The sequence below is a fragment of the Curtobacterium sp. RIT-PI-V genome, from assembly GCF_025642935.1.
GTDB lineage: Bacteria > Actinomycetota > Actinomycetes > Actinomycetales > Microbacteriaceae > Curtobacterium.
The window spans coordinates 1-23,032 of sequence record NZ_JANZKM010000032.1 but is presented as its reverse complement, the minus strand read 5'-3'; the positions used below and the strand labels follow the sequence as shown (position 1 = coordinate 23,032).

At 70.8% G+C, this 23,032-nt stretch carries 20 protein-coding genes and 1 other RNA gene; 15 read left to right on the top strand and 6 right to left on the bottom strand.

Annotated elements, in window-relative coordinates; genetic code table 11:
- The first annotated feature begins 16 nt into the window (after positions 1 to 16).
- The 7 genes from OGL88_RS15780 to OGL88_RS15750 all read left to right on the top strand — a co-directional run bounded on the left by OGL88_RS15780 (position 17) and on the right by OGL88_RS15750 (position 5,301).
- Positions 17 to 352, top strand: coding sequence for an STAS domain-containing protein (locus OGL88_RS15780; protein ID WP_111085615.1), 336 nt, complete (start codon positions 17 to 19; stop codon positions 350 to 352).
- A complete protein-coding gene (locus tag OGL88_RS15775) occupies positions 352 to 765 on the top strand; it encodes an ATP-binding protein (RefSeq protein WP_205462317.1) in 414 nt (137 codons plus the stop codon). Before OGL88_RS15780 ends, OGL88_RS15775 begins: the two co-directional genes overlap by 1 nt.
- A gap of 116 nt (positions 766 to 881) precedes the next feature.
- Positions 882 to 1,841, top strand: coding sequence for an AraC family transcriptional regulator (locus OGL88_RS15770; protein ID WP_263092061.1), 960 nt, complete (start codon positions 882 to 884; stop codon positions 1,839 to 1,841).
- A 29-nt stretch (positions 1,842 to 1,870) separates the two neighbouring features.
- Positions 1,871 to 2,479, top strand: coding sequence for an RBBP9/YdeN family alpha/beta hydrolase (locus OGL88_RS15765; RefSeq protein ID WP_263092060.1), 609 nt, complete (start codon positions 1,871 to 1,873; stop codon positions 2,477 to 2,479).
- Between the two features lie 118 nt (positions 2,480 to 2,597).
- Entirely contained in the window at positions 2,598 to 3,647 is a 1,050-nt protein-coding gene (locus OGL88_RS15760) for a hypothetical protein (RefSeq protein WP_263092059.1), read from the top strand.
- A gap of 71 nt (positions 3,648 to 3,718) precedes the next feature.
- On the top strand, positions 3,719 to 4,564 hold the full coding sequence (locus tag OGL88_RS15755; protein ID WP_263092058.1) for a Nif3-like dinuclear metal center hexameric protein: 846 nt from the start codon (positions 3,719 to 3,721) through the stop codon (positions 4,562 to 4,564).
- 2 nt (positions 4,565 to 4,566) lie between these two features.
- Complete coding sequence (locus OGL88_RS15750) at positions 4,567 to 5,301, top strand: zinc ribbon domain-containing protein (RefSeq protein ID WP_263092057.1); 735 nt, start codon at positions 4,567 to 4,569, stop codon at positions 5,299 to 5,301.
- A 213-nt stretch (positions 5,302 to 5,514) separates the two neighbouring features.
- Here the strand turns inward: OGL88_RS15750 and rnpB are convergent.
- From rnpB to map, 3 genes are all read right to left on the bottom strand, one after another.
- Positions 5,515 to 5,875: RNase P RNA component class A (rnpB, locus tag OGL88_RS15745), an RNA gene on the bottom strand.
- Positions 5,876 to 6,143: 268 nt separating this feature from the next.
- Positions 6,144 to 6,893, bottom strand: coding sequence for a polyphosphate--glucose phosphotransferase (gene ppgK, locus OGL88_RS15740; RefSeq protein ID WP_123312788.1), 750 nt, complete (start codon positions 6,891 to 6,893; stop codon positions 6,144 to 6,146).
- A 58-nt stretch (positions 6,894 to 6,951) separates the two neighbouring features.
- The gene (gene map, locus OGL88_RS15735; RefSeq protein WP_263092056.1) at positions 6,952 to 7,815 is read right to left on the bottom strand and encodes a type I methionyl aminopeptidase; all 864 of its coding nucleotides are present in this window, start codon (positions 7,813 to 7,815) and stop codon (positions 6,952 to 6,954) included.
- A 149-nt stretch (positions 7,816 to 7,964) separates the two neighbouring features.
- Between map and OGL88_RS15730 the strand changes: the two genes are divergently transcribed.
- The 6 genes from OGL88_RS15730 (at position 7,965) to OGL88_RS15705 (ending at position 17,651) form a co-directional block, all read left to right on the top strand.
- Positions 7,965 to 8,144 carry an SPOR domain-containing protein gene (locus tag OGL88_RS15730; protein ID WP_111087009.1) on the top strand — a complete coding sequence of 60 codons (180 nt, stop codon included), beginning with the start codon at positions 7,965 to 7,967 and terminating at the stop codon, positions 8,142 to 8,144.
- Between the two features lie 120 nt (positions 8,145 to 8,264).
- Positions 8,265 to 9,602, top strand: a complete 1,338-nt coding sequence (glnA, locus tag OGL88_RS15725; protein ID WP_111087010.1) for a type I glutamate--ammonia ligase — start codon at positions 8,265 to 8,267, stop codon at positions 9,600 to 9,602.
- Positions 9,603 to 9,615: 13 nt separating this feature from the next.
- Positions 9,616 to 12,567, top strand: a complete 2,952-nt coding sequence (locus OGL88_RS15720; protein WP_263092055.1) for a bifunctional [glutamine synthetase] adenylyltransferase/[glutamine synthetase]-adenylyl-L-tyrosine phosphorylase — start codon at positions 9,616 to 9,618, stop codon at positions 12,565 to 12,567.
- Between the two features lie 503 nt (positions 12,568 to 13,070).
- The gene (locus OGL88_RS15715; RefSeq protein ID WP_134193674.1) at positions 13,071 to 14,672 is read left to right on the top strand and encodes a glycosyltransferase family 2 protein; all 1,602 of its coding nucleotides are present in this window, start codon (positions 13,071 to 13,073) and stop codon (positions 14,670 to 14,672) included.
- The gene (locus tag OGL88_RS15710; RefSeq protein WP_263092054.1) at positions 14,665 to 16,227 is read left to right on the top strand and encodes a glycoside hydrolase family 26 protein; all 1,563 of its coding nucleotides are present in this window, start codon (positions 14,665 to 14,667) and stop codon (positions 16,225 to 16,227) included. Before OGL88_RS15715 ends, OGL88_RS15710 begins: the two co-directional genes overlap by 8 nt.
- Positions 16,224 to 17,651: a UDP-glucose dehydrogenase family protein gene (locus OGL88_RS15705; protein WP_263092053.1), complete on the top strand. Its 1,428-nt coding sequence runs from the start codon at positions 16,224 to 16,226 to the stop codon at positions 17,649 to 17,651. The genes OGL88_RS15710 and OGL88_RS15705 overlap by 4 nt, the downstream gene beginning before the upstream one ends.
- Before the next feature lie 359 nt (positions 17,652 to 18,010).
- Here the strand turns inward: OGL88_RS15705 and glnA (OGL88_RS15700) are convergent, their stop codons facing one another.
- Positions 18,011 to 19,435, bottom strand: coding sequence for a type I glutamate--ammonia ligase (gene glnA / locus OGL88_RS15700; RefSeq protein WP_111087015.1), 1,425 nt, complete (start codon positions 19,433 to 19,435; stop codon positions 18,011 to 18,013).
- Positions 19,436 to 19,576: 141 nt separating this feature from the next.
- Between glnA (OGL88_RS15700) and OGL88_RS15695 the strand changes: the two genes are divergently transcribed.
- Complete coding sequence (locus tag OGL88_RS15695; protein WP_123292673.1) at positions 19,577 to 20,032, top strand: RDD family protein; 456 nt, start codon at positions 19,577 to 19,579, stop codon at positions 20,030 to 20,032.
- A 167-nt stretch (positions 20,033 to 20,199) separates the two neighbouring features.
- On the opposite strand, the gene OGL88_RS15690 is transcribed toward OGL88_RS15695, so the two are convergent.
- A complete protein-coding gene (locus OGL88_RS15690; RefSeq protein ID WP_205462326.1) occupies positions 20,200 to 20,913 on the bottom strand; it encodes a DUF4191 domain-containing protein in 714 nt (237 codons plus the stop codon).
- A gap of 128 nt (positions 20,914 to 21,041) precedes the next feature.
- Between OGL88_RS15690 and OGL88_RS15685 the strand changes: the two genes are divergently transcribed.
- Positions 21,042 to 21,869, top strand: a complete 828-nt coding sequence (locus OGL88_RS15685) for a hypothetical protein (protein WP_263092052.1) — start codon at positions 21,042 to 21,044, stop codon at positions 21,867 to 21,869.
- A 96-nt stretch (positions 21,870 to 21,965) separates the two neighbouring features.
- On the opposite strand, the gene sucB is transcribed toward OGL88_RS15685, so the two are convergent.
- Positions 21,966 to 23,032 (bottom strand): 2-oxoglutarate dehydrogenase, E2 component, dihydrolipoamide succinyltransferase (gene sucB / locus OGL88_RS15680; RefSeq protein WP_263092051.1); only part of this gene is annotated, 1,067 nt, incomplete at its 5' end.

The following is a 23,032-nucleotide window of genomic DNA, read 5'->3' as shown; positions in this document are numbered from 1 at the left end:
GAGGAGACCACCCGGCATGGACATCGTCGTACACGAAGCGCAGCCCGACACCGCGGTACTCGAGTGCAGCGGGCGCTTGAACATGGTGTCGGCCCCGGCGTTCCGCGAGGCGGTCGCGCAGGTCGTCGACAACGGACGTGCCCGCGTCGTGGTCGAGCTCTCCGGCGTCGAGTTCATGGACTCGTCCGGGCTCGGCGCGCTGGTCGGCAGCCTGAAGACCGCACGGCAGGCGGGCGGCGACCTCCGCATCGCAGCGCCGTCCGAGCAGGTGCAGATGGTCCTGCAGCTCTCCAACATCGACAAGATCCTCCGCACGTACCCCGACGGGGACGCTGCGGTCACCGACTGGTGATGACTGCCTCGGCCGCAGAGCACACGCTCGCGCTGTCCTGCCCGCCGGACGACGTGTCCGCCGTGCACGAGTTCCTCGCGGGGGTCTGGCAGCACGAACCCTCGGTCTCCGTCGAGGACCGGATGGCCCTCGAACTCGCGATCGTGGAGCTGACCTCGAACGTGATCGAGCACGGGACACGCCCGGAGGGCGTCTCCTGCCGCCTGCGCCTCGAGATCGGCGCTGACCGGTTCTCCGCGCTGCTCTCCGACGACGGTGTCGCCGCCACCGTGGACACCGAGTCGGCCGAGTTGCCCGATGACCTCGCCGAGAGCGGTCGCGGACTCGCTCTCGTCCGGATGGTCGTGGACGACCTGCGGTACGAGCGGATCGCCGACGAGAACCGGTGGACGGTGCAGCGCACCCGACACTGATCGCCACGGCCTCGCGGACGGTCGGTTCGTCCGTCTCGCGCACTCCGCGGGCCACAAACCGCAAGGTGCCGCTGGGGATTCCCGGGCTTCCTGGCCGCCGTGCGACTATTCGCGCGATGACAGCCGAACCGGATCCCAGGATCAGCTTCGAGACGTCGGGGGGCGATCTCGACGCTGCCGTGCACATGTACGAGGACGCCTACGCCAGTGTGGGCTTCACCGCGACCCGCACGGAGCGACCGTTCGCGTACCGATTCCGCGTCGTCGGTGACGACGTGATGTCGTTCCGGTCGACCCGGTTCGACGCGCGGATGCAGGGTGAGCTGGAAGTCCGCGACGAGTACGTCGTCATGTGGACCACGGACGGCGGCGGGCGCGTCGACATCGGACGGCAAGAGGTCGCGTTCTCGCCCGCCGCCCCGATGATGTTCCCGACCGGTCGACCCTTCGCCTTCGACCTGCAGGACGTCCGGCAGAGCCTGGTGCAGTTCGAGCGGACCGCCCTCGAGCGCATCGCCGCCGAGGTCCACGGGGAGCAGCCCGGTCCGCTGGTGTTCGACCACACGGCGACGCCCCGGAAAGCGGACCTGCGGAACTGGAACACCCAGGTGCAGCGCGCCGCCGAGACCGTCCTCGGCCGTTCCTCCGTCAGCCCCCTTGCCCTGGCCGAGGTCGCACGCGAGACCGCCCAGTCCCTGCTCCGGACGTTCCCGCACAAGCTGCTGGCCCCGGACGTCCCCCTGCCGCAGGGCGCCACGGGTCGCGTCCGCGAGGCCGTCGAGTACATGCACGCCTTCGCGCACACGCCGATCTCGACCACCGACGTCGCCGAGCACGTCGGGTTGAGCGTCCGCGGCCTGCAGCAGGCGTTCCAGCGGCAGGTCGGCACCGCCCCGAACGCGATGCTCCGCGGGATCCGTCTCGACCGGGTGCGCGAGGAGCTCCGCCGTGCGTCGGCGGGCGACCTGACCGTGGCGAGCGTGGCGATGCGGTGGGGCTTCGCGCACCTCGGCCGCTTCTCGGCGGCGTACGCGGCGCGCTTCTCCGAGTACCCGCGCGACACCCTGCAGCGCTAGGTCCGTCCGGAGTTCGCTACGCTGCCCGGGTGAGCAGACCTCGACCGTGGGTGATCGTGCCCGGGATCTGGAACTCCGACGCGGAGCACTGGCAGTCCGTCTGGCAGCGGGATCGCGGCGATGGCGCCGTCCGCATCGCACCGGCGTCCTGGGGTGAGCCGGACCCGGGGGACTGGCAAGACGCCATCTCCCGCGCGGTCGCGTCGTGCGCCGAGCCGCCGGTGCTCGTGGCGCACAGCCTGGGCGTGCTCGCGGTCGCCGACTGGCTCGCCGCGAACGCCTCGAACGCGGCTGCCGCGAACGCCGCGAACGCCGCGAACGCCGAGGGTGGCATCGTCGCCGGCGCCTTCCTCGTCGCGCCGCCGGACCCCGCGGCACCGGGCTTCCCCGCCGCCGCCTCCGGGTTCGGCGCGCCCAGTCCGATCCCGGCCGGCACCGCTGCGGCCCGGGTTCCGACCCGCCTGGTGGTGAGCGACGACGACCCGTACTGCACCGCCGACCGTGCCCTGGCGTTCGCGGAGACGATGGGCGCCGCGGTGCTGCGGGTCGGCCCGCTCGGCCACGTCAACGTCGCCAGCGGCGTCGGTGCATGGCCCGCCGGTCGGGAGCTCCTGGACGCGTTCGAGCAGAGGCTCTGACCCGCGCCCCGGAGCGGCGGGCGACACGCCGTTCACGTTCGGGGCGATATGGCAGGGATTGCTGCGACACACCGCGGATGTCCCGACTTCCGGTGCTCGCGATATTTATCCTTCGGGCATGGAGACCCAGTCCGGTGCACGTACCCCCCTCGTCGACCCGTTCGGTCGCGAGGTCGAGGAGTGGCTCCGGGACGCCCCGGCGACGCGCACGCCGTACGTGGCAGACCTCGTGGTCCCGCCCGTCACCGGCCCGGTGCAGCGCCCCGACGCCGTGGCTGACGCCACCGCCGTCCAGACGCCGGACGTCAGCACCGAGACGCCCGCAGCCAGCGAGACGCCCGCAGCCAGCACCGAGACGCCCGCAGCCCCCGCAGCCCCCGCGTTCCGCCGCGACCGCGCCCGGCACGCCGCCGTCTGCGCCCCCTCGTTCCCCGAACCGCCGGAGCGCCTCGCCCTGCGCATCGAGGACCTCGCGATCGAGGTGTCGTCGTCCACCGGTCGCAGCACCATCGAGCGGATCGTCCTGCTCGAGGACGAGGTCCGTCGCCGCGACGAGGACCTCGCCCGCCTCGCCGCCTGGGAGGCAACCGTCGACGGCGCGGACGACCCCGAGGTCACCGCGGCCCGCGCCTTCGCCCAGACCGTCTTCGCGGACCTGCTCGAGGACGCCGCCGCCGAGTCGGACCGACGCGACCGCGCAGCCGCCCGCCGTGCCGCGACCGCCCCGGTCGCCGTCGCGACCGGCGTCGTCCCCGCTCCCGCGGTGGCCGTGGTCCGCCCGGCACCGGCGGCAGCCGCCGCACCTGGGGCCGACGTCGTCACGGCGACCCCGGCCGTGGCGCTGGTCGCCCCGGAACGCGACGAGCCCGTGCGACCGGTGCTGGGCCTCCCGGCCGTGTCGCCGGTGTCCGCGAACACGCGACCCACCCCGCTCGTCCAGCCCGCCACCGGGCCGACGGTCATCGACCGTGCCGCGTTCGCGGCCGCCCTCACCGCCCACCAGGGCACGACCGCGAGCACGCCCGTCGTGCTGCCGGACGCGATCGCCGTGCCCGGCGGCGAGACGGCCGCACCGGCGAGCGTCGACACCGACACCGACGAGCCGGCCCGGCCCGGCTGGTGGTCGCGACTCGTCGCCGGCCTGCTCCGTGCGCTCGGTCGCCGCTGACCGGGAGGCCCGGATCACCCCGCGCGGACCGGCTGCCGGTGCCGACGCGGTCGCCTCGGTAGACTGACGGGATGCCGACGCTCCGCGAACTCCAGGCCGTGATCGAAGACCTGTGGCCCGCCGCAGGAGCCGAGTCGTGGGACGCCGTAGGACTGGTCGCCGGGGACCCGGACGCCACCGTTGAGCACGTCCACCTGGCCGTCGACGCCGTCCCCGCGACCGCGCGTGAAGCGGTCGAGTTCGGTGCCGGGCTCCTCCTCACGCACCACCCGCTGTTGCTGCGCGGCGTCACGACGATCGCCGAGTCGACCTACAAGGGCAGCGTCCTCGCGACCCTCGTGCGCGGTGGCAGCGCCCTGATCGCGGCCCACACCAACGCCGACGTCGTCACCACCGGCACCTCGGCCGTGCTCGCCGACCGGATCGGACTGACCGACCAGCGACCGCTCGACGCCGGCACCGACCCCGCGACGGGCATCGGCCGCGTCGGCGTCCTCGCCGAGGGCACGACCCTCGGCGCCCTGGCACGGAAGCTCGTCGACCTGCTGCCGCCCACCGCGACCGGGGTCCGGGTGTCCGGCGACTTCGACCAGACCGTCCGCACCGTGGCGCTGTGCGCCGGCGCGGGGGACTCCCTGCTCGGCCACCCCGCCGTCCTCGCTGCCGACGTGTACATCACGAGCGACCTCCGCCACCACCCGGCGTCCGAGTTCCGCGAGCAGGCACTGCTCGGCGGCGGTCCCGCCCTCATCGACACCTCACACTGGGCCACTGAGTGGCTCTGGCTCGACGTCGCGGCCGCGCAACTGCGCCAGGCCGCGGGCGTCCGGGTCACCGTGAGCGACCTTCGCACCGACCCGTGGGACTTCGCGGTCCTGCCGGCGGCCGAACCCACCACCCCCACTGAAGGAGTCTGACCATGAAGGCAGCACCCGAGGACCAGGTCATCCTCCTCGACGTCCAACGACTCGACAACGACGTCACCCGCATCGCGCACCGCATCACGTCGCTGCAGAAGGGCGACCAGCTCACCGGACTCGGCACCAAGGCCGCCGGGCTGCGCAGCGAACTCGTCACCGCCACCGGCCTGGTCGAGGACGCCGAACGCGAACTCGCCCGCCTCGAGTCCGACACCGCCACGGCGCAGGCCCGGGTCGAGCGCGACACCACGATGCTGCAGAACGTGTCGAACTCGAAGGACGCGACCGGGCTGCAGAACGAGCTCGAGTCGCTGCAGCGCCGCATCGGTGGCCTCGAGACCGCCGAGCTCGAGGTCATGGAGAACCTCGACGGCCTCCGCGCCCGGGTCGGCGACATCGAGGCCCAGCTCGCCGACGTCGAAGCCGCCCGCTCCAGCCTGGTGGCCGAGCGTGACGCCGAGATCGCGCGGTTGTCGTCCGACCGCTCCTCTGCCGAGCAGGCCCGGGCCGACGTCGCCGCGAAGGTGCCGGCCGAGCTGCTCGCGCTCTACGACCGGCAGCGTGCCCGCTACGGCTTCGGTGCGTCGCTGCTGCAGGGCGGGGTGTCGACGGCGTCGGGCGTGGCGCTGAACAACTCGGACCTGCAGGACATCCGCCGGGCCGCGCCGGACGACGTCGTGCTGTGCCCGGACAGCGACGCGATCCTGGTGCGGACGGCCGAGTCGGGGCTGTAGCCGCTCGCACGCTGCCGACGGCAGGCGCGGAGCCAGCTGGCACCGCGCCTCCCGTCCGTGGTGCACGGTGCGGGGGCGCACGATGCGGGGTCCGTCGCCTGGTGCGAGCTTGCACGCTCGGTGCGGCGTTGTGGCGCTGCACCGAGCGTGCAACCTCACACGGGATCGCGAGCGCCGCACCGTGCGTCGAGCACGGCTCTCGTGGAAGTGGGGCGAATGGGCCGGCCGTACGCCGGGTTCTGTCCCGCCGCTTGCACGGCGGTGACGGCCATCTCTCTCGGACCGACGTTGCCGTCGGCCTCCAGCGGTCTACCCGAGGACTCGGCGAGCAGCCTCAGCGTCCTCTGTCTGACCTTGCTCCGGGCGAGGTTTACCGAGCGGATCCGGTCACCCGGACCCCTGGTGGTCTCTTACACCACCGTTTCACCCTTACCGACGTTGCCGCCGGCGGTCTGCTTTCTGTGGCACTGTCTCGCGGATTGCTCCGGGTGGGTGTTACCCACCGCCCTGCTCTGTGGAGCCCGGACGTTCCTCGGCACTCCCGGGGGAGTGACGCGACCGTCTCACCGACCCATTCGCAGGGCCGAGTCTACCGGCCCCACGCCCGTGCCCGTGCCCGGCCCTCGGCTCTCGGTCCCCGGTCCCGAGGTTCCGGGTCCCCGGTCCCCGGTCCCCGGTCCCGAGGTTCCGGGATCTCGGCATGTCGGCGCGCACGAGGGGTCCCCGTGGAACCTCGGCGCACTGCAGGCGGCGAGTCGTGGAACCTCGGTGCCAGCGGCCGGGCGCGTCGAACCACGCTCACACCGCACGGAGCGGGCCCGACGATCCGACCGGCCGCCCGGTCAGGCGCTGCGGGCAGCCAGGGTCGCGGCACCGATGATGCCGGCGTTGTTGCGCAGCGTCGCAGGGATGATCTCCGCCTGCAGGTCGAGCAGCGGCAGGAACTCCTCGTACTGCTTCGACACGCCGCCGCCGACGACGAAGAGCTCGGGGGAGAGCAGGGCCTCGAGCGTCGAGTAGTAGGTCTGCAGGCGCTTCGCCCAGTGCTTCCACGACAGGTCGTCGCGCTCCTTGGCCGCGAAGGACGCGCGTGACTCGGCGTCGTGCCCGTCGATCTCCAGGTGCCCGAGCTCCGAGTTCACGATGAGCACACCGTCGTTGATGAGCGCGCTGCCGATCCCGGTGCCGAGCGTCGTGACGATCACCAGGCCGTCCTTGCCCTTCGCGGCGCCGAACTGCTGCTCGGCGAACCCGGCGGCGTCGGCGTCGTTGACGAAGTGGATGGCGCGGCCGAGCTCCTTCTCGAACAGCGCCTCGGCCTCGAAGCCGATCCACTTCTTCGAGACGTTCGCAGCCGACATGGTCTTGCCGTCCCGCACGATCGCGGGGAAGCACACGCCGACGGGGACGTCGGCCGCGGGGGCGAGCTCCTCGAGGATCGACGCGACGACGGCGGTGATGTCGTGGGGCTTCCCGCCCTCCGGGGTGGCCTTCTTGATGCGGTCCGTGGTCAGTTCACCGGACGCGACGTCGACGATCGCGCCCTTGATGCCCGTACCACCGATGTCGACGCCGACTGCGAGGGAGGTCATGAGGTTGTCGTGCCTTTCGGTTGCCTGCCGGAGTGCCCGGTCAGGAAGGGGTGTCCGGTCAGGAGACGGTGAGGAGCTCCGCGCCGCGTTCGGTGACGACGAGGGTGTGCTCGAACTGGGCGGTCCACGACTTGTCGCGCGTCGAGACCGTCCAGTCGTCGGACCAGATGTCGGCCTCGATCCCGCCGAGGGTCAGCATGGGCTCGATGGTGAACACCATGCCCTGCTCGATGACGTCGTCGTACTGCGGCGCGTCGTAGTGCGGGATGATCAGGCCGGAGTGGAAGGCACGACCCACGCCGTGGCCGGTGTAGTCGCGGACCACGCCGTAGCCGAAGCGCTTCGCGTACGCCTCGATGGCGCGGCCGATGACGTTCACCTGCCGGCCCGGTGCGACGGCCTTGATGCCGCGCTCGAGGGCGAGCCGGGTGCGGGTCACGAGGTCCTCGACCTCCTGCGACGCCTGACCGACGATGAAGGTGCGGTTCGTGTCGCCGTGCATCCCGTCCTTGTAGGCGGTGATGTCGATGTTGACGAGGTCGCCCTCCTGCAGGACGGTGTCGTCGGGGATGCCGTGGCAGATGACCTCGTTGAGGCTCGAGCACAGGGACTTCGGGTAGCCGCGGTACCCGAGCGTCGACGGGTAGGCGCCGTGTGCGACGACGAAGTCGTGGCCGATGCGGTCGAGTTCGTCGGTGGTCACGCCGGGACGGATCGCCGCGCCGACGGCGTCGATGGCCTGGGACGCGATGCGGCCGGCGGTGCGGATGCGCTCGACCTCGTCGGGGGAGTACGTGTCACCGAGGCCGTGCTCGTGCGGTTCGACCTTGCCGACGTACTCCGGGCGCTCGATGTCCTTCGGGACGGGCCGGAGCGGGGAGATGCGGCCGGCGGTCAGGTGTCCGTGTTCGTCCCGGGGCATGCCGACCACTCTAGCCGCGGCGCGACGCGCCGAGCGCAACCGCCCCACGGTGCGGCCCGACGGGGTGGGCGTGACTGCCTGGAGGCCCGGTGCGGGTCCGGCGGACCGGCACCGGGCCTCCAGGCCGTCACCTGGGTACGGTGGGCGACATGAGCGACGAACGCATCGAGTCCCAGTGGTGGTTCAACGACAAGACCGGCCAGGTCGAGCAGGGTCCGCAGTCCCCGCAGCGTGACCGCATCGGCCCGTTCGACACGCGCGAGGAAGCGCAGCACGCGCTCGACCGCATCGCGGCGAACAACGAGAAGTGGGACGCCGACGACCAGTGACGGACCTGCGACGGCACCGTGACGGACCACTGACGCGTCGCACGGCCCCGCGCACGCCGCCGGACCACTAGCCTGGGACGAGGCCCGCCCGCGGCCACCCGATACACGGAAAGGTCGTGCATGGACAAGCAGACGGACTTCGTGCTCCGCACCATCGAGGAGCGCGGCATCAAGTTCATCCGACTCTGGTTCACGGACGTCATCGGGACGCTGAAGTCGGTGGCGATCGCCCCGGCCGAGGTCGAGGGTGCCTTCGCCGAGGGCATCGGGTTCGACGGCTCCGCGATCGAGGGCCTCTCCCGCTCGTACGAGGCCGACGTGCTCGCGCACCCGGACCCCTCGACGTTCCAGATCCTGCCGTGGCGCGGCGAGGTCGACCCGACCGCGCGGATGTTCTGCGACATCACGACGCCGGACGGCCAGCCCGCCGTCGCCGACCCGCGCAACGTGCTGAAGCGCACGCTGGCCCGGGCGAGCGAGCGTGGGTTCACGTTCTACACGCATCCCGAGATCGAGTTCTACCTGCTCAAGAGCCGCGAGTGGAAGGACGGCGGGCCGCAGCCCGTCGACCAGGCCGGCTACTTCGACAACGTCCCCGGCGGCAGCGCGCACGACTTCCGTCGTCGCTCCGTCCGGATGCTCGAGGACCTCGGCATCTCGGTGGAGTTCAGCCACCACGAGGCCGGCCCGGGCCAGAACGAGATCGACCTCCGCTACGCCGACGCACTGACGATGGCGGACAACATCATGACCTTCCGCACCGTCGTGAAGGAGGTCGCGATCGAGCAGGGCGTCTACGCGACCTTCATGCCGAAGCCGATCTCCGGTCAGCCGGGCTCGGGCATGCACACGCACGTCTCGCTCTTCGAGGGCGACCAGAACGCGTTCTACGAGGCCGGCGGCGAGTACCAGCTGTCCCGCACCGCCAAGCACTTCATCGCCGGCGTGCTCAAGCACGCACCGGAGATCACCGCGGTCACGAACCAGTTCGTGAACTCGTACAAGCGCCTCTGGGGTGGCGACGAAGCCCCGTCCTTCGTGACGTGGGGCCACAACAACCGCTCGGCGCTCGTGCGCGTGCCGCTGTACAAGCCCAACAAGGGCCAGTCGTCGCGCATCGAGTACCGCGGCATCGACTCGGCGGCGAACCCGTACCTGGCGTACTCGCTGCTGCTCGCTGCGGGGCTGAAGGGCATCGAGGAAGAGTACGAGCTGCCGGCCGAGGCCGAGCACGACGTCTGGAGCCTGACCGACGCCGAGCGTCGTGCCCTCGGGTACAGCCAGCTGCCATCGAGCCTCGACCACGCCCTCAGCCTGATGGAGGACTCCGAGCTCGTCGCCGAGACGCTCGGCGAGCACGTGTTCAACTTCGTGCTCCTCAACAAGCGGCAGGAGTGGAAGCGCTACCGCGACCAGGTCACGCCGTTCGAGCTCGACACCAACCTCGGCGCCCTCTGAGCGAGCGCACCAGATGACCGGTCGGACGACGTCGTCGCGTTCCGAGTTGGCCCGCCTGGGCTTCGCCGAGCTGTCGGAGAGCCTGGAGCGGATCGCCGACCTGGAGGCGCGGTTCGGCTCCGTCGTGCCGCTTCCGGTCAGCGGGACCCCGGCGCTCTGGGGCATCACCGCGGATCCCGACGGCGCGCTGCGGCTGCTGGAACGGCTGTTGGAGCGTGCTCCGGACGAGCTCCGCCCCGTCCTGGCGGACGAGGCGGCGACGGAACGGCTGATCCGCCTGCTCGGCGCCTCGGTCGGTCTGGGTGAGTTCCTGCACCGTCGGCCCGCCGAGCTCGCACTGCTGCTCGAGCCCGTCGTCGCGCCGTGGTCGCAGGAGCGGTACACGGCGTCGCTGCTCGAGGCGATCGACGGTGCCACCGGCGAGGACGCACGGATGTGCCTGCGGGTGCGGTACCGCCGGCACCTCGCGCAGATCGCCCTGTACGACGTGCTGCACTCGTCGCCGACCGAGGCGTTCCCGGCCGTCGCTGCCGGACTGGCCGACCTCGCCGGGGCAGCGCTCGACGCCGCGGTCGACGTCGCCCGGCGCGAGGTGCCGTTCCCGGCCGCCGACGTCGCCGCCACCCCGCTCGCGGTGATCGCGATGGGCAAGGCCGGCGCACGCGAGCTCAACTACGTCAGCGACGTCGACGTCATCTTCGTCACCGAGTCCACCGACGACATCGGCACCGACCGTGCCGTCCTCATCTCGACGCGGATCGCGATCGCCGCGACCCACGCGATCACCGACCTGGCTGCCGAACCCGGTCTGTGGGAGGTCGACGCGAACCTGCGACCGGAGGGCAAGGACGGTGCCCTCGTCCGCACGCTCGACTCGCACGTCGCGTACTACGAACGCTGGGCGAAGTCGTGGGAGTTCCAGGCGCTCCTCAAGGCCCGGCCGATCGCCGGTTCGGCCGACCTCGGTGCACGCTACGCCGAGGCGGTCGCACCGTTCGTGTGGAGCTCGTCGGCGCGCCCCGGGTTCGTCGAGTCGGTGCAGCGGATGCGCGAGCGCGTCACCGACCACATCCCCGACGGCGAGGTCGACCGGCAGCTCAAGCTCGGTCCGGGTGGCCTGCGCGACGTCGAGTTCACGGTGCAGCTCCTGCAGCTCGTGCACGGACGTGACGACGAGTCCGTTCGAGTCCGTTCCACCCTCGAGGCGATGGACGCCCTGACCGCCGCCGGGTACGTCGGACGCGCCGAGGCCGCCCACTTCGGTCCGGACTACGCGCTGCTCCGAGTCCTCGAACACCGCATCCAGCTCCGCCGACTGCAGCGGACGCACCTGATGCCGACCGATGAGGACGAGCTCCGCGTCCTCGCCCGGTCGAGCGGTCTGGCCTCCTCGGCCGCAGCCCTCGAGACCCGGTGGCGCGCGGTCAAGCTCGAGGTCCGGGGCCTGCACGAGCGGCTGTTCTACCGTCCGCTGCTGTCCGCCGTCGCCACGACCGAGGGCGAGATCGTGCTGACCGACGACCAGGTCGTCGACCGGCTCGCTGGCGTCGGGTTCGTCGACCCGCCCGGTGCGCTGCGGCACATCCGGGCGCTCACTCAGGGCACGAGCCGACGTGCGGCGATCCAGCGGAACCTGCTGCCGGTGCTCCTGCGGTGGATGGCCGAGGGGCCGGCGCCCGACCGGGCCCTGCTGGCGTTCCGACGGCTCAGCGACACCCTGGGGGAGTCCAGCTGGTTCCTCCGGATGCTCCGCGACTCGTCCGGGGCTGCGCACTCGCTGACCACTGTGCTGTCGGAGTCGGCGTTCCTGTCCGGTCTGCTCGAGCGGTTCCCCGAGGCCGTTGCCTGGCTCGACGAGCCCGAGTCGCTCCTGCGTGCCCGCCCGATGGACTCGTTGCTCGCCGAGATGACCGCGACCACGGCGCGGCACGGCAACGACGTCGACGGTGCGGCCAGCCTGCTGCGCTCGGCGCGCCGCCGCGAGACCCTCCGTCTCGGCATGGCGGCGGTGCTCGGCCACCTCGACGTGGACGCCCTGGGCGCTGCACTCAGCGACGTGACCGAGGCGACGCTCGCCGGGGCGCTCGCGCTCGCCCGACGCGACGCCCCCGCGGACTTCGAGTTCGGGATCATCGCGATGGGACGCTACGGCGGACGGGAGCTCGGCTTCGGTTCCGACGCCGACGTCCTCTACGTGTACCGCGCGCCGGACCTGGCGACCGAGGTGGCCTCCCGCACGGCACAGACCATCGTGCGCGAGCTGAACCGGCTCACCGAGGACACCGTCCACCCGCTCGACCTCGACATCGACCTGCGCCCCGAGGGCAAGAACGGCCCGGTGGCGCGCACGCTGGAGTCCTACGGCGCCTACTACGCCCGGTGGTCGCTGACGTGGGAGGCGCAGGCGCTGCTCCGTGCCCGTGGCGCCGTCGGCGACGCCCAGCTGCTCCGGGACTTCGAGCACCTGGCCGACCGCACGCGCTACCCGGAGCGCATCGACGAGAACGAGGTGCGCGAGGTCCGACGCATCAAGGCCCGCGTCGAGTCCGAGCGGCTGCCCCGCGGTGCTGACCCGGCTCGTCACCTCAAGCTCGGGCGCGGATCGCTCAGCGACGTCGAGTGGTTCGTCCAGCTCCTGCAGCTCCAGCACGCGCTCGAGTTCCCCGCGCTCCGCACGACCTCGACGCTCGAGGCACTCGACGGTGCCGTGGCCGCCGGGTTCGTCAGCGCCGACGACGGCGAGCGGCTCGGCGCGGCCTGGCGCTTCTCCTCGCGGACGCGCAGTGCGCTGGTGCTCTGGTCGGGGAAGACGACCGACGTCCTGCCCGTCGACCGCGTCCAGCTCGAGGGTGTCGCGCGGCTGATGGAGTACCCGCCCGGCTCGGCGAGCGAGCTCGAAGAGGACTACCTCGGCGTCACCCGACGCGCACGACAGGTCTTCGAGCGCGAGTTCTACGGCGCCTGACCCAGCGGCGACACGCCCGAGGTCGCGCGCCCGGCACGGAACCGAGCAGTCGTCGGAGGTTAAATCTCCGTGTCACGCAGTGTCCCCCGTTGCGACGCTGGCCGTACCCCTGTTCGGACCGCGCCGGTACTGTTACCACGTCGTGACCGAACTCCCACCTGACCTCCAGGCGCTCATTTCCGGTGCCCCCCGACACGCCACGCAACCACCTGCTGACCGGGGGTTTCCGCCCGAGCCGACCCGCGCCTCCCGGCCCCGGTCCACGTGTGTACCGGCGGCCGATGTCGGGCAGGTGGTCCGCAGGAGTGCTGTCAGCACGAGGGGGGACCACCGGTCCCGGTGGAGATGGGGACAAGTGTGTACCCCGTAACGCGCCCGTAACGCCCCCGGACGGGGGTCGCGTTGCGCCGGGGTTCAGGTTTCTGCGTCAATGGGGTCACCCGAACCGACCCTGATTCCCCAACGTCGCGGAATCTCCACCTCGAACGTTGAAGCAGGGATCAGTGTTCACCTTCATTCTGCAGATCAGGCAGATGGTCGAAGGCCACCCCGAGTTCTACCTGTTCGCCGTGTACTCCGCGGTGATCTGGTTGCTCTGGTTGGTCAAGGTCGTCATCTCCGCCCGTTACCGCCCGTTCACCGGCACCTTCGTCGGTACCACCAGCGTCGTCGTCCCCGTCGTGGACGAACCGCTCGACCTGTTCCGCGACGTCATCGGTCGCATGGTCGAGCAGCGACCCGGCGAGATCATCGTCGTCATCAACGGCGCCCGCAACGAGGCGCTCGAAGCCGTCTGCGACGAGTTCGCCCCGCTCGTCCGCTGGACGCACACGCCCATCCCGGGCAAGCGCAACGCCGTCAAGGTCGGCACCGAGATGTCCAACGGTGACATCACGGTGCTCGTCGACTCGGACACCGTCTGGACCCCCGGCGCGCTCGAGGAGCTCCTCAAGCCGTTCGCCGACGAGTCCGTCGGCGGTGTCACGACGCGGCAGCGCATCCTCGAACCCGAGCGCAGCTGGATCACCCGCTGGGCCGACTGGCTCGAGAACTCGCGAGCGCTCTACTCGATGCCCGCGCAGAGCGTCCTCGGGCAGATCGGCTGCCTGCCCGGGCGCACGATCGCCTTCCGGCGGAGCATCCTGATGCGCGTCATGGACAAGTTCATGCACGAGAAGTTCATGGGCGTGTTCCTCGAGGTCTCCGACGACCGCACGCTCACGAACCTCACGCTCAAGGAGGGGTACCGGACCGTCTACCAGTACACCTCGCTGGTCTACACGGACGCCCCGCTGCAGGTGAAGAAGCTGTTCAAGCAGCAGCTCCGCTGGGCCCGCGGTTCGCAGTACAACACGCTGCGCATGCTGCCGTGGATGCTCGGTCACGCCCCGGTGCTCGCGGCGTTCTTCATCACCGACATCATCCTGCCGTTCATGCTCTTCGGCGTGATCGCCGGTTGGATCTACCGGGCCTTCACCGGGCAGGGCGAGAACCTGTACCAGGGCATCCTGTCGCAGTACGGATTCTCGACGGGCTTCGTCTACGTCGCCGCACTGATGGTCGTCTCGTCGGTGCTCAGCATGGCCATCCGGCAGATGCGCCACCTGGCCGAGAAGCCGAGTGACTTCTTCCGCCTGCCGATGTTCATCATCGTGTCGACGTTCTTCCTCATGCCGATCCGGCTCATCGGCTTCTTCCGCCTGGCGCACGCGTCCGGCTGGGGGACCCGTGCGGGCGCCTACGCCGGCGGTCCGATGCAGGAGGACCCGTCCGACGCGGCGCAGCCGTCGTCCTTCGGCACCCAGACCCCGGTGAGCCCGATCGACGCCGCGGACCGTGCTCGGGCCGTCGACGGCCGCGTGCCCCTCGGGAGCGACCAGGTGGCCGTGGACCGCGCGTTCGACGAGCTCTTCGGGGCCGACGCCACCACCAACTCCACCACGACCGTGCTCGCGACCCGGCGCGAGGCCGCTGCTGCAGCAGCAGTGCAGCCCGCAGCCCCACGGACCGCCCCCGTGAAGGCCCGCCGGTACAACCCGTACGCCGCGATCCCGTACTGCATCGGCATCGCGATCTTCGTCCTGGAGGCCTTCCTCATTGTCTGACATCATCCGCTCCTCCAGTACGTGGTGGGCGCAGTCGAGCAAGCACGCCCGCTGGACGGCCGTCGGCACGACCGCCATCGTCCTCGCCCTCGCCCTCATCACCTGGTCGGTCTGGGTCTCCCCGGCCGGCCCCGTCTCCACCGCCGTCCACCAGGCCCTCGGGGTCACCGCCCCGAAGGCCAAGAAGGTGTCGGCCGCCGAACTGCAGACGCAGCTCGACGCCGCCCAGGACCGCATCTGGGCGCTCGAGGGCAAGCTCGACTCCCGCACGGCCCAGGCCGGGTCGCGTGGCGACCAGATCACGGAGCTCAAGGCGCAGATCGCGTCGCTCCAGTCCCAGCTCGGTGCGGCGAAGAACTCGGGAGGCTCGTCCTCCGTCAGCGCGTCGGGTTCCGGTGCGAACGGGGCCGGCACCTCGGGCTCCGGTTCCGGGTCCGGCTCGGTCGCGTCCGACAACGGGTCGGGCGCCGGGTCGGGCAGCGGTTCGGCCGGTGGTTCGGGTGGCGGCAACGGCGGGGTGACCAACCCCAACCCCGGTCCGTCGACCGACCCGGGCACCACGCCCGTCGCCGTGCCGACCAAGGCCGAGATCCTCGGGCAGCAGTCGCGCTGGTACGGCCTCTACACGGCGCAGTCCCCGTTCAACTGGGCCGAGTACGACGAGGTCTCCCGGCAGGTCGGCACCGCGTCGAACATGACCGGGTTCTTCCAGGGCTTCGACCAGGAGTTCAACGCGAGTGCGATCCAGCGCTCGTGGGCGAACGGCCGCGTGCCGCTCATGACCTGGGAGACCGCGCCCGCGCAGACCGGCAACGACCAGAAGTACGTCGCCGGCTACACCAACAAGGACATCACCGACGGTGACTTCGACGCGTACCTGACGAAGTACGCCAAGGCGCTGAAGGCGAACGGGCAGCCGATGGTCATCCGTCTCGACCACGAGATGAACGGCTCCTGGTACAACTGGTCCGAGGGCGACGCCCAGCAGAACGCGAAGCAGTCGTACGTGAAGATGTGGCAGCACGTGCACGACGTCTTCCAGGCGAACGGCGCGAACGACTACGTCATCTGGAACTGGGCGCCGAGCCGCATCGACAAGCTCGGCAACGCGAAGTACCAGACGCTCGACTACATGCAGAACTACTACCCGGGTGCCGACTACGTCGACTGGGTCGGCATGAGCGGGTACTACCGCACGGCCTCCGAGGACCCGACCTTCGCGAACACCTTCGCCGCCACCGTGCAGCAGCTGCGCGAGGTCGCACCGGGCAAGAAGATCCTGCTCAGTGAGATCGGCGCCACCGAGAGCGGCACCACCGTCTCGGGCGGCCAGAAGTCGAAGTGGATCACCTCGCTCTTCGACGCCCTGGCCGACCCCGCCAACGCCGACATCATCGGGTTCTCGTACTTCAGCGAGACCGCGACCACGGTCGTGGACGGCGTCCGCTCCACCAACGACTGGCGACTCAACTCGCGAGCCGACTCCCTGGCGGCCTTCGCCGAGGGCATCAAGCGCAACGACATCGACTACGACCTGCAGGAGGTCACGCCATGACCGCGTCCAAGAAGTCGCCCGACCAGGCCGACACCCGCCCCGCACCCGTCATCAGCGTCATCGGCACCGGCTACCTCGGTGCCACCCACGCGGCCGCCATGGCCGAGATGGGCTTCGAGACCATCGGCGTGGACGTCGACCCGGCGAAGCTCGCCGCGTTGTCCGCCGGCGAGGTGCCGTTCTTCGAGCCCGGCCTGCCCGAGCTCATCACGAAGCACGTCGCCAGCGGCAAGCTCCGCTTCACCGCCGACATCGCCTCGGCCGTCGCCGCAGCCGACGTTCACTTCGTCTGCGTCGGCACCCCGCAGAAGGCCGGCTCGCACGCCGCGAACCTGGCGTACGTCGAGAGCGCCACCCGCGGCGTCGCCGAGAACCTCACCCACCCGGGACTCATCGTCGGCAAGTCGACGGTCCCGGTCGGCACCGCTGCACGGCTCCGCGGCATCGTCCGCGAGTTCACGCCCTCGGGGATCGACGCCGAGCTCATCTGGAACCCGGAGTTCCTCCGCGAGGGCAAGGCCGTCGACGACACGCTGCACCCGGACCGCCTGGTCTGGGGCGGCGCGTCCGCGGCTGCCGACGCCGTCATCCGCGAGGTCTACGCCGCACCCATCAGCGAGGGCACCCCGGTCATCACCACCGACCTCGCGACGGCCGAGCTCGTCAAGGTGAGCGCCAACGCGTTCCTCGCCACGAAGATCTCGTTCATCAACGCGATCTCGGAGATGTGCGCGATCACGGGCGCCGACGTGTCGACGCTCGCCGATGCCCTCGGGCACGACGCCCGCATCGGCCGGAAGTTCCTGAACGCCGGCCTCGGGTTCGGCGGCGGGTGCCTGCCGAAGGACATCCGAGCGCTCATGTACCGCGCGAACGAGATCGGGGCGGGCCAGGTCGTCGGCCTCATGCAGCAGGTCGACGAGATCAACATGGGCCAGCGTCAGCGGGTCATCGACATGGCGATCGACTCGGCCGGGGGATCGGTGCTGAACCGTCGCGTGGCCGTCATCGGCGCTGCGTTCAAGCCCCTGACCGACGACGTGCGGGACTCCCCGGCGCTCAACGTGGCCGCTGCGCTCCACCTGCGCGGCGCACAGGTCACCCTCTGGGACCCTGAGGCGATGGAGCCGGCGAAGCGCTCGTTCCCGACGCTGAGCTACGCCGCGTCGATGACGGACGCGATCGAGGGCGCCGACGTCGTCCTCGTCCTCACCGAGTGGGACGAGATCATCACCGCCGACCCGGTCGCCCTCGGTGACCTCGTCGGTCGCCGCGTCGTGATCGACGCGCGCAACTGCCTCCCGGTCTCCGACTGGGTCAAAGCGGGGTGGACCGTCCGTTCCCTGGGGCGGCCCACGCCGGTCGCGGGTGCACCCGTGAGCGTCGCAGCGGGGACGAACGACTCGTTGGCCACGGCTCGCTAGTCACCGTTCGCGAAGCGGGGTCCGTGCCGGGCGGCACGGACCCCGTTCCCGTGTGCCCGGGTGCCGTGCCGAAACGGTCGTACCAGGCCGAGACGGGCGTGCCTGGTCGGAACTTTCCACCAGGTACGCCCGATCCGGCTTCTCAGTCCGGGTGCGATGGGAAGGAACGTGCGTCGCGACCAGCCGGGAGGCCCGGTGCCGGCCCGCCGGACCGGCACCGGGCCTCCAGGCGGTCGCCGCAACCGCCCACCCCGCCGAAGCGACACATTCCTGCGGATGATTCGCGGCGCACTGTCGCTGTCGCGGCACACAGAAGGCCCCGCACCTGACGGTGCGGGGCCTTCGTGTGTCAGCGAAGATCAGACGCCGAAGTAGAGCTCGTACTCGAACGGGTGCGGGCGCTGCGCCAGCGGGAGGATCTCGTTCTCACGCTTGTAGTCGATCCAGGTCTGGATGAGGTCCTCGGTGAAGACGTTGCCCTTCGTGAGGAACTCGTGGTCCGCCTCGAGGAAGTCGAGCGCCTCGTCGAGGGAGCCGGGGACCTGCGGGATGCCCTTGGCCTCTTCCGGGGGGAGCTCGTAGAGGTCCTTGTCGACGGGCTCGTGCGGCTCGATGCGGTTCTGGATGCCGTCGAGGCCCGCCATCAGCTGCGCGGCGAAGGCGAGGTACGGGTTGCCCGAGGCGTCCGGCGCGCGGAACTCGATGCGCTTGGCCTTCGGGTTGGTGCCCGTGATCGGGATGCGGATCGCAGCCGAACGGTTGCCGGCCGAGTAGACCAGGTTGACCGGCGCCTCGAAGCCCTTGACCAGGCGGTGGTACGAGTTGATCGACGGGTTGGTGAAGGCGAGCAGCGCCGGAGCGTGCTTCAGCAGACCGCCGATGTACCAACGGGCCAGGTCGGACAGGCCGCCGTAGCCGTTCTCGTCGTAGAAGAGCGGCTTGCCGTCCGACCAGAGCGACTGGTGGGTGTGCATGCCCGAGCCGTTGTCGCCGAAGAGCGGCTTCGGCATGAACGTGGCGACCTTGCCCCACTGGTCGGCCGTGTTCTTGACGATGTACTTGAACTTCAGGATGTCGTCCGCGGCGTGGACCATCGTGTCGAACTTGTAGTTGATCTCCTGCTGGCCGCCGGTGCCCACCTCGTGGTGCGAGCGCTCGAGCTCGAAGCCCGCGTCGATCAGCTTGAGGGTGATGTCGTCGCGCAAATCGGCGGTCTTGTCGACCGGCGACACGGGGAAGTAGCCACCCTTGTACGGGGTCTTGTTGGCGAGGTTGCCGCCCTCTTCGTCACGACCGGTGTTCCAGGCGCCCTCTTCGGAGTCGACCGCGTAGAACGACTCGTTCTGGGTGACGGAGTAGCGGACGTCGTCGAAGATGTAGAACTCGGCCTCGGGGGCGAAGAACGCGGTGTCTGCGATGCCCGTCGACGCGAGGTACTTCTCGGCCTTCTTCGCCACCTGGCGCGGGTCGCGGCCGTAGATCTCGCCGTTCCGCGGGTTGTAGATGTCGAAGATCATGATGAGCGTGCGCTCGGCGCGGAACTGGTCCACGTAGGCGGTGGTCACATCGGGGATCAGCTGCATGTCGGACTCGTGGATCGACGCGAACCCGCGGATCGAGGAGCCGTCGAAGAGCTGGCCGACCGAGAAGAAGTCCTCGTCGACGGTCGAGGCGGGGATGTTGAAGTGCTGCTGCACACCCGGCAGGTCCGTGAATCGGATGTCGAGGAACTTGACGTCGGTGTCCTTGATGAAGGCCAGGACCTCGGAGGAATCGCTGAACATGGGGGCCGATCTCCAATGGGTTGGGTGATGTCGGAGGTACCGATCAAGGCACCTCCGACGAGGCTATTGACACGGGGTTTCCCGGACGTGACTGAATTGTTTCAGGCGTGTTACGGGCGGCCCGTCGCCTACGCTGGGGGCATGGCCCGCAGCTCCTCCAGTCCGTCCGCGCCCTCCGAGCACCCCGATGGCTGGCCGGGCAAGGACCTCGGTCTGCCGGAGGAAGGACCCCGCAGCGTCGGTCGGATCGGACGCCGGATCGTCGCCCTGCTCATCGACGGAGCCCTCGCCGACCTCATCGCCTACGTGACCGGGGTCTGGTCGCCGGTCAACGGCTCCGGGGACATCGCCCACTCGTGGGTGCAGCTGGCGATCTTCGCCGCGCTCCAGGTGCTGTTCATCTGCCTGCTGTCCGGGTCGTTCGGGCACATCTGCGTCGGGCTGCGCGTCGTGCCGATGCGCGGGGGGTACGTGGGGGTGTGGCGCCCGGTCGTCCGGACCGTCCTGCTCTGCCTGGTGGTGCCGGCGCTCATCATCGACCGGGACAGCCGCGGCGCGCACGACCGCATCGCCGGCACGGTGCTCGTCCGCCGCTGACCCGGGGTCCTTTGGCTGGTGCGAGGTTGATCACTCCGTGCGTCGTTCCGTCCTCGCACCGAGTGAACAACCTCGCACCACTCGCGGCCCCCACCGGCCGCAGCGAACGCAGAACGCCCCCGACCTGGCACGGTCGGGGGCGTTCTGCGTGGTGGTCCGAGGACTGGTCAGCGCGGACGTCCGGCACGGGCACGCATCGGGTCCATGCCCTTCGGGATCGCGGCCGCGGGGCTCTGCGTCAGGGAGTCGAGGCGGTTCGCGACGGCCAGGACCTCGTTGCGGTTCAGCGACTTCTTGTACTTGTTCATCACGCGCGGGAGCTTGTGCAGCGTCACCGCTTCGTCACCGTCGCCGACGTGGACGATGTGCACCGCGACGTTCGGGACGATGCGCTGGACCTTGCGGCGCTCTTCCTCGACCTGACGGTTGAGGTTGCCGCGCTGGCCCTCGGTGATGAGGACGACGCCGGGGCGCCCCACCGCGCGGTAGACCGCGGACTGCGAGCGTCCGTGCACGGCGACGGGCATCTCGCTGGAGCGCCACTGTCGGCGCAGTGAGTTGGAGAGCACCGCACCGACGGCGCCGGGCTGGCCCTCGATCTGGGAGTACGCCGCCCGCTCGGCCAGCCGGCCGAGGACGATGAGGAAGAGCAGCACGCCCATCAGGACGCCGGCGACGATCCACAGGATCATCGCGAGCCAGTTCTGGCCCGGGAGCACCAGCGCCAACACGATGCCGAGGACGACGGGGCCGACGAATGCGAGGGCGAACCACCAGACGGACGACGGGTCGGCCCGTCGGGTCATCTGGAAGACCTGGAACATCTGCTTGAGACGCCCCGGCTCCTTCGCCTTCGTGTCTGTGGAAGTGCTGCGTGCCATGCTGACAGGATACGGCCTCTGCGGTCCGGGGGAGACCGCCGTCGGTCCGGCTGTGCGCGAACACGCGTTGTCCACAGACCGTGCAGGACGGACAGGAGGCCCGACCCGCCGCCGCCACGCTCGTCACCATGGACACGAGCACCGACCAGAGCATCGACGCCGCCCGCAGTGATCGTTGGGTCGTGCCGGCCGACGACGCTGCCGCGGCGTCCTGGATCGCAGACCGGTGCGCCTCCGGACACCGCCACCTGGTCCCCGTCGAGGCGGTGGGCCGGACCGGGGCCGGCGGGCTGGTGACCCTGCTCGACCGCCCACGCGGGACGCCGCTCCCGGTGGCGCTGGACCGCCTCGGCACCCCGACGACCGGGGTCGCCGTGACGCTCTGCGTACCGCTGCTCGAGCTCCTCGCCGCCGCCGTGGACGGCGCGGTGCGCCTCGGCGTCGCCGGGATCGACGACGTCCTGGTGGACGACGCCGGCGCCGTGGTGCTGTGCGATCACCCGGCTGGAGCCGTCCGCGACGGCACGGAGCTGCCCGGCGACGATGCTGCACGGGTCCTCGTACTCGCCGCCCGGGTCGTCTGGGACCGTGTCGACCCGCGCGATCCGAGTCGCGACGAGGTGGACGCTGCGCTCCTCGCGGCGCTCGACGGCGACCGCAGCACCGTGCGTGCGGCGCTCGACGCGGTCCGGGCTGCGGCGCCTCCGCGGCCGTTCCGGTGGGCCCCACCGCCGGCCGACCTGGTGTTCGTCGAGGCAGACCCGCCGGTCGTCACGACGGGCCCAGCGGCTCGACTGCGCGAGGTCGTCGAGTTCGGCATCCCGCTCGGTGCTGGTCGGCGGTTGCCGCTCCGCCGCGCCGTGGTCGGGGTCGTCGTCGCGATCGGCACGGTCGTCGCCGCGGTGTCCGTGCTCGGTGCCGGACCGGGAGCCGGTGCGGCTGGTGGTGGTGGCTGACGCCCCGGGTGCCGACGCGAACCCGAGTCGGAGCGGGAACGGGAACGGCCCCGGCTCCCCACGAGGGGAACCGGGGCCGTCGGCCGTCGTGCTGGGTCAGTACCCGAGGTTGGGGGCGAAGTTGCCCTCTTCCAGGCGGTTCTTGACCGCGACCAGGTAGCGCGAGGCGTCCGCACCGTCGATGATCCGGTGGTCGTACGACAGCGCGAGGTACACGAACGAACGGATCGCGATCGCTTCCTGGCCGTCGACCTTCACGACCGCGGGACGCTTCGTGACGATGCCGGTACCGAGGATCGCCGACTGCGGCAGGAACACCACGGGGGTGTCGAACAGCGCGCCACGCGAACCGGTGTTCGTGAGCGTGAACGTTCCGCCGGCGAGCTCGTCGGGCTTGAGCTGGTTGTTCCGGGTGCGCTCCGCGAGGTCCGCGATGGACTTCGAGAACTGCGCCAGGTCGAGCGAGGCTGCGTCCTTGATGACCGGGGTCAGCAGGCCGCGCTCGGTGTCCACCGCGATGGAGACGTTCTCGGACTCCGGGTAGACGATCTCGTCACCCTCGACCGTCGAGTTGATCTTCGGGTGGGCCTTGAGTGCCTCGGACGCCGCCAGGGCGAAGAACGGCATGAAGGAGAGCTTCGAACCGGTCTTCTCGAGGAACTCCGCCTTGTGCGCGTCGCGGAACTGCGCCACCTTCGTGACGTCCACCTCGACGACGCTCGTGAGCTGTGCGGTCGAGGTCATCGACTGCACGGCGCGCTCGGCCACGACCTTGCGCAGGCGGGTCATCTTCTCGCGGGTGCCGCGCAGTGGCGAGACCTCGGCGACGAACGGACCGGACACGGCAGCGGGTGCAGCTGCACCACCGGCGGCCGGGGCCTTCGCGACGGCCGCGAGCACGTCCTCTTTCCGGATGCGACCGCCGACACCGGAACCGGTGACGGTGGACAGGTCGACGCCCTGCTCGTTGGCGAGCTTGCGGACGAGCGGGGTGACGTAGCCGGAGGCCGCGCCGTCCTGCGTCGGGTTCGGCACCGCGGCGGCGGCGGTCGCGCTCGGCGCGGCCGGTGCGGGTGCGGCAGCGGCCGGCGCCGGGACGGCGGCCGGGGGTGCGGCGGCGGGCGGCGGAACCGGAGCCGCCTGCGGGACCGGAGCGGCCGCGG

Bases quoted from the DNA above. Each gene is read 5' to 3' on its own strand.
- OGL88_RS15780 (WP_111085615.1), top strand. From the start codon at position 17: ATGGACATCGTCGTACACGAAGCGCAGCCCGACACCGCGGTACTCGAG.
- OGL88_RS15775 (WP_205462317.1), top strand. From the start codon at position 352: ATGACTGCCTCGGCCGCAGAGCACACGCTCGCGCTGTCCTGCCCGCCG.
- OGL88_RS15770 (WP_263092061.1), top strand. From the start codon at position 882: ATGACAGCCGAACCGGATCCCAGGATCAGCTTCGAGACGTCGGGGGGC.
- OGL88_RS15760 (WP_263092059.1), top strand. From the start codon at position 2,598: ATGGAGACCCAGTCCGGTGCACGTACCCCCCTCGTCGACCCGTTCGGT.
- OGL88_RS15755 (WP_263092058.1), top strand. From the start codon at position 3,719: ATGCCGACGCTCCGCGAACTCCAGGCCGTGATCGAAGACCTGTGGCCC.
- OGL88_RS15750 (WP_263092057.1), top strand. From the start codon at position 4,567: ATGAAGGCAGCACCCGAGGACCAGGTCATCCTCCTCGACGTCCAACGA.
- ppgK (WP_123312788.1), bottom strand. From the start codon at position 6,893: ATGACCTCCCTCGCAGTCGGCGTCGACATCGGTGGTACGGGCATCAAG.
- map (WP_263092056.1), bottom strand. From the start codon at position 7,815: ATGCCCCGGGACGAACACGGACACCTGACCGCCGGCCGCATCTCCCCG.
- OGL88_RS15730 (WP_111087009.1), top strand. From the start codon at position 7,965: ATGAGCGACGAACGCATCGAGTCCCAGTGGTGGTTCAACGACAAGACC.
- glnA (WP_111087010.1), top strand. From the start codon at position 8,265: ATGGACAAGCAGACGGACTTCGTGCTCCGCACCATCGAGGAGCGCGGC.
- OGL88_RS15720 (WP_263092055.1), top strand. From the start codon at position 9,616: ATGACCGGTCGGACGACGTCGTCGCGTTCCGAGTTGGCCCGCCTGGGC.
- OGL88_RS15705 (WP_263092053.1), top strand. From the start codon at position 16,224: ATGACCGCGTCCAAGAAGTCGCCCGACCAGGCCGACACCCGCCCCGCA.
- glnA (WP_111087015.1), bottom strand. From the start codon at position 19,435: ATGTTCAGCGATTCCTCCGAGGTCCTGGCCTTCATCAAGGACACCGAC.
- OGL88_RS15695 (WP_123292673.1), top strand. From the start codon at position 19,577: ATGGCCCGCAGCTCCTCCAGTCCGTCCGCGCCCTCCGAGCACCCCGAT.
- OGL88_RS15690 (WP_205462326.1), bottom strand. From the start codon at position 20,913: ATGGCACGCAGCACTTCCACAGACACGAAGGCGAAGGAGCCGGGGCGT.
- OGL88_RS15685 (WP_263092052.1), top strand. From the start codon at position 21,042: ATGGACACGAGCACCGACCAGAGCATCGACGCCGCCCGCAGTGATCGT.